General features: G+C 70.6%; 4 protein-coding genes and 1 tRNA gene. 3 read left to right on the forward strand and 2 right to left on the reverse strand.

Translation table 11 applies throughout. The annotated features are described in order from the left end of the window. Positions 1-73 precede the first annotated feature (73 nt). Positions 74-1,429: a sodium-dependent transporter gene (locus DJ75_RS17710; RefSeq protein WP_094525831.1), complete on the reverse strand. Its 1,356-nt coding sequence runs from the start codon at positions 1,427-1,429 to the stop codon at positions 74-76. A gap of 191 nt (positions 1,430-1,620) precedes the next feature. On the opposite strand from DJ75_RS17710, the gene DJ75_RS17715 reads away from it, so the two are divergent. Beyond that, the gene (locus DJ75_RS17715) at positions 1,621-3,042 is read left to right on the forward strand and encodes an NAD(P)/FAD-dependent oxidoreductase (RefSeq protein ID WP_094525833.1); all 1,422 of its coding nucleotides are present in this window, start codon (positions 1,621-1,623) and stop codon (positions 3,040-3,042) included. Positions 3,043-3,110: 68 nt separating this feature from the next. Here DJ75_RS17715 and DJ75_RS17720 read toward each other — a convergent pair whose 3' ends face one another. Then, a complete protein-coding gene (locus DJ75_RS17720) occupies positions 3,111-4,232 on the reverse strand; it encodes a Xaa-Pro peptidase family protein (protein WP_094525834.1) in 1,122 nt (373 codons plus the stop codon). 205 nt (positions 4,233-4,437) lie between these two features. Here DJ75_RS17720 and DJ75_RS17725 point away from each other — a divergent pair. Further along, positions 4,438-4,512 (forward strand) — tRNA-Val (locus DJ75_RS17725). A gap of 228 nt (positions 4,513-4,740) precedes the next feature. Continuing rightward, on the forward strand, positions 4,741-4,946 hold a 206-nt coding region (locus tag DJ75_RS17730; protein WP_176451480.1), incomplete at its 3' end, for a LysE family transporter.

The raw sequence follows: 4,946 nt of genomic DNA on the forward strand, positions 1-4,946 counted from the left end.
TGCGGCGCGAGTGACCCCTCGGCCGGGGGCCGATCGACGCGAAAACTCGGTTCCGCGGTGGGGCGTGGAACGCTCAGCGCGCCGCCAGCCAGTCCGCGAAGCCGCCGGTGAGGAACCCGGCGTAGTCGACGATACCGAGGTACAGCGAGACGAGCACGACGATCACGATGGGGACGCGCACGATCCAGAGCCAGGCGGTCCCGAGCCCGCCGATGTCGCCGATGCCCCTCTCCAGCTCGTCGCGGGCGATCTCGGGGATCACCCACCCGACGAACAGCGCGAGCAGCAGCGAGCCGAGCACGAGCAGGATGCCGTCCGCCAGCTTGTCGTACAGGTCGAGGAATATCAGGTCGATCGTCACCGGGACGCCGAGCAGGAAGACGGCGACGCCGATGGCCGCCGCGGCGGGGACGCGAGCGACGCCGAGCTCGTCGATCAGGTACGAGACGAGCACTTCGAGGATGCTGATCGCGGACGAGAGCGCCGCGATCCCGACCATGCCGAAGAAGACGACGCCGATGGCTCGTCCGCCGGGGATCCCGGCGAACGCCGAGGTGAGGCTCACGAAGATCGCCCCGGGACCGCCCGTGCCCGGTTCGATGCCGACGGTGAAGAGAACGGGGAAGACGACGAACCCGACGAGGACGGCGACGAGCGTGTCGAGTGCGGCGATGACGCCGGCGTCCGACGCCAGATTCCGGTCCTCACCGAGGTAGGAGGCGTAGGTGATCATCACGCCCATCCCGAGCGAGAGGGTGAAGAAGGCCTGTCCGGCGGCGGCGGGCAGTATCTCGGTCCAGTTCGCCGCGATCGTTCCGAAGTCCGGCGAGAGGTAGTACCCGTACGCCGCGCTCGCGCCGTCGAGGGTGAACCCGTAGGCGGCCAGCCCCAGCAGCAACACCAGGATGGCGGGCACCATCACCTTCACGCCCAGCTCGATGCCGCGCCTGACGCCGGCGGCGATGATACCGATGACGAGCATCATGAACGCGGCGTGAAACAGGAGCGTGTCGAGGCCGGTCGAGACCGTTCCGAACAGCGCCTCCGCCTCGGCCGGGTCGGTGATCGTAAACCCGTCGGTGAGTCCGATGAGGGTGTACCGGAGGAACCAGCCTGCGACGACGCTGTAGTACGACAGGATGATGAAGCCGGTGGCGACGAACAGCCAGCCGGCGTACGACCACGCGCCGCTGCCGAGTTCCCGCAGCGCGCCGACGGGATTCCGGTCGGTCCGACGGCCGATCACGAACTCGACGAGAATCGCCGGGAACCCGATCAGCGCGACGAACGCCAGATAGGTGATCAGAAACGACGATCCGCCGTACTGGCCGGTGATGAACGGGAACCGCCAGATGTTCCCGAGCCCGACGGCGCTACCCACCGCGGCGAGGATGAACCCCGCCCGCGTCGCCCACGTCTCGCGTGCCATTGGTATCGGAGCAAATCTCGTTGCGGTCTAAAAACGTGTCTTTTCGCCCGCTGACACCCATGTCAACGTCCCTGAACGACCCGCCGCGGCGACCGGTGTCCGCGCAGTCCGGATCGCCGCCGCGGGCGAGGCGTTCGGTTCGCCCCGTCAGGGACCGTGAATTTAATAGCCGGAGGGTGACCTCACGGGATATGGAACGCGTAGACGTCGCTATCGTGGGAGGCGGTCCGGCCGGCGCGTCCGCGGCGCACGCGGCCGCGACCGGCGGCGCTGACGCCCTCGTCCTCGAGAAGGGGGTGCCGCGGGCCGACCGCGACGGGCTCGGCCCCGACTCGACGGACGCCGCGGGGATCTTGGACTACTGGGTCGACATCATGGGGATCCACCCCGACGAGTTCGACGACGGCGTCGTCCAACGGGAGCTGACCCGCGCCGAGTTCCGCGGGCCGGACGAGGCGGCGACGCTCACCTCCACCGGTATCGACTCGTCGTACGACAAGTTCGGCTACACCTTCCAGCGCGCGCGCTTCGACGACTGGCTCCGCGACCGCGCCGAGGACGCCGGGGCCGAGTACCGCGCGGGCGTGTCCGTCCGCGGCGTCGACACCGACCTGTCGGCGGACCCGAGCGACGGGTCGGGCGGGACCGACGGCACCGGCGGGAGCGGCGATCCCCGTCACGTCGTCGAGCTCGCCTCCGGCGAGTCGGTCGGGGCCGACTTCCTCGTGCTCGCCGACGGCCCGCAGCGCACCGTGACGAATCGCGTGCTCGACGAGTACCTCCCCGCGGACGCGGCCGCCTCCGAGCGGCTGGCCTCCCGGACGGCGAACCACATCGCCTACCAGGAGTACCGACGCGTCCCGGAGGCGGTGTACGAGCAGGTCGAAGACGCGCTCGTCTTCTGGTGGGGCGTGATGCCGGGCGAGACGGCGTATCCGTGGATCTTCCCGAACGACGACCGCGTCTGTCGGGTCGGGCTGACGATGCCGATCGGCCTCGACGTCGACGCCTTCGACCGGGACGCGTACGCCCTGCTGGAGCCCGACGACGAGTCGATCCCGCAGGGCGGCGAGTACGTCCGACGGCTGCTGGAGTGGCAGTACGGCGACGAGTACGATATCGAGGAGGACTTCCCGCTCGTCGAGGAGGCGGGCAAACGGAACGGCACCGAGACGTATCCGATCTCGTCGACCCGTCCGATCGACTCGCCGACGGACGCCGGGGTCGCGGTGGTCGGCGGCGCGATGGGGACGACCTCCGCCTTCCACGAGGGCGGCGACCACGTGGCGGTCCGCACCGGCGCCATCGCCGGCGAGCTGGCCGCCGCGGGCGACATGGCGCCGTACAACAGGCGCTGGAAGGAGGCGATCGGCGACGAGGTCGTCCGCAACGTGACGATGGCCGACATGGTCGCCGACTACGACCCGGACAACTGGAACCGGATCATCGGCGCCGCCGACGCCATGTTGGCGGCCGAGGCCGGCGACGGCCTCCTCGCGCAGCCGTACCGCTCGGGCTGGGAGTCGGTGAAGCTCCTGCTCGGCTACAGGTGGAACAAGCGCCGCGTCAAGAAGGACTACGTCGGCATCGACGAGAGCGAGTACGTCTACTAGTCCGCGAGGCCGCCCCGGTTGAGTCCGGCGGTTCCGGCACCGCCCTCACCGGATCACCGGCGCTAGCCTCACCGAATCACCGGCGCCGACAGCTCTCGCGGCTCGGTCGAGACCCCCTCGACGTCGACCGGCTCGACCTCGTGAGTCGGCCACTGACCCGTCTTCGTCAGCGTCTCGGTGAAGTCGGGCGCGACGAGGTGGGTGTCCTCGCTCTTCGCTCCCTGCACGGTCGGATTCCACGCATAGCCCATCGGCCGTCGGACCGGTTCGTCGCTCCCGGGCGCGGCGAACCACTCGCGGCCCGCGAACCCCGCGGCGCCGCCCTGGTGGTGTTCGCGCCACTCGTCGGCGAAGCCGACGGCGTCGTACGCCTCGCGGATCGCGTCGAAGACGTCCCCGGCGGTGTCGGAGGCGTCCCCGTCCGTGAGACTGCCGTCCGCCGCGGCCTCCGTCGCCGCGAGCGCGGTCGCCTCGACGCGGGCCGCGGCGCGGTGGCGCGCCTCCAGCCAGTCGGGGGCGTCGAAGGCGACTGTCCGGGTCAGCGAGGCGTAGAGCCCCGCACGCTCGGCCGTGACGGAGACGAGCGCGTAGTCGCCGAGCGTCGCGTCGCTCGGCGTGTAGTGGCGGAGGCGCCGCGCGCGCTCCGCGCCGCCGACGAGCACCACGGGGGTGTCGACGTCGCGGGAGGCGAGCGAGATGTCGATCCCGGCGGCGACCTCGTACTCCGGGTCCTCGGGCTCGAGGTTGCGGCAGACGGTCTCGACGGCGGCGGCCGCCTCGCGGCCCAGCTCGCGGTAGCGCTCGACGTCGTCGTCGGTGAGCGGCTGGCGCAGGCGGCTCCCGTCGACGCGCTCGAACCCCGGGACGTCGAAGTCGGCGGCGGCGGGCGCGGGCGAGCGCTCCGCGACGGCCCCGGCCAGCGAGTCGGCGTACCACGGGAACGACTCGACGGCGACCGCGTCGGGGAGCTCCTCGGCGGCGAGCCGCTCCGCCTCGACGTTGTCCGTGATCACGCGAAGCGCGCCGTCGTAGCCGGCGGCCGCGACTCCGACGTCGGCGTCGTCGTCGACGACGTTGTCGCCGCCGGTGAGCCACGCGAACCCGTTCGGCTTGGCGAACCAGACCGCTTCGAGCCCGCGGTCGTCGAGATACGCGTCGAGCCTCTCGGTGCGGGCGTCGAGATCGACCATACCGACCGACTCTCGTCGATCCAGTAAAAGCGGTCGAAAGCCGTCCGCGGCGGCGCCGGCGCGGTCGAGAGAATCCGTTACCGCGGCTCGGATCGCCGCAGGAGAGCGGCGGGCGATCGGGGGACCGCGCCGCGCCGTCGCCGTTCGAAACGAAAGGTTCAATTACGTCCCCCGGATACGACGAAACGCGTCAGTAAGCCCCCTCGGGTTGGTAGTCTAGTCCGGTTATGACACCTCCTTGACATGGAGGAGGCCGGCGGTTCAAATCCGCCCCAACCCATTTCTGTCGACGTCGCAACCGCGAGCGGCAGCGAGCGGTCCGCGTCGACGAAATGGTGCCGCGGATTCGAATCAGGGAGCGAAGTGAGCGACAGCGAGCGGAGCGACCGAGGTTCAAATCCGCCCCAACCCATTTCTGTCGACGCCGCAACCGCGAGCGACGGCGAGGCGTCAGTCGTCCGCGACCCGGCCGGTCGATTTTTCTCGGCGGAGTCCGCTCTCCGAGGTAATGACCGGCACGGCGCTCGCCGTCGACCCCTCGACGTACGCCCTGTTCCTGCTGGCGGCGGCGACGCTCGTCGTGACGCCGGGGCCCGACACGCTGTACGTGCTCTCCCGCGGGATCGAGGATCGAACGGCCGGCCTGCGCGCCGCGCTCGGCGTCACGACGGGGATCCTGTTCCACACCGCGCTCGTCGCGGTCGGCGTCGCGGC

Origin of the sequence: Halorubrum sp. Eb13 (assembly GCF_002252895.1) — an archaeon.
GTDB lineage: Archaea > Halobacteriota > Halobacteria > Halobacteriales > Haloferacaceae > Halorubrum.

Coding starts and splice junctions, on each gene's coding strand:
- DJ75_RS17710 (WP_094525831.1), bottom strand. CDS start 1,429: ATGGCACGCGAGACGTGGGCGACGCGGGCGGGGTTCATCCTCGCCGCG.
- DJ75_RS17715 (WP_094525833.1), top strand. CDS start 1,621: ATGGAACGCGTAGACGTCGCTATCGTGGGAGGCGGTCCGGCCGGCGCG.
- DJ75_RS17720 (WP_094525834.1), bottom strand. CDS start 4,232: ATGGTCGATCTCGACGCCCGCACCGAGAGGCTCGACGCGTATCTCGAC.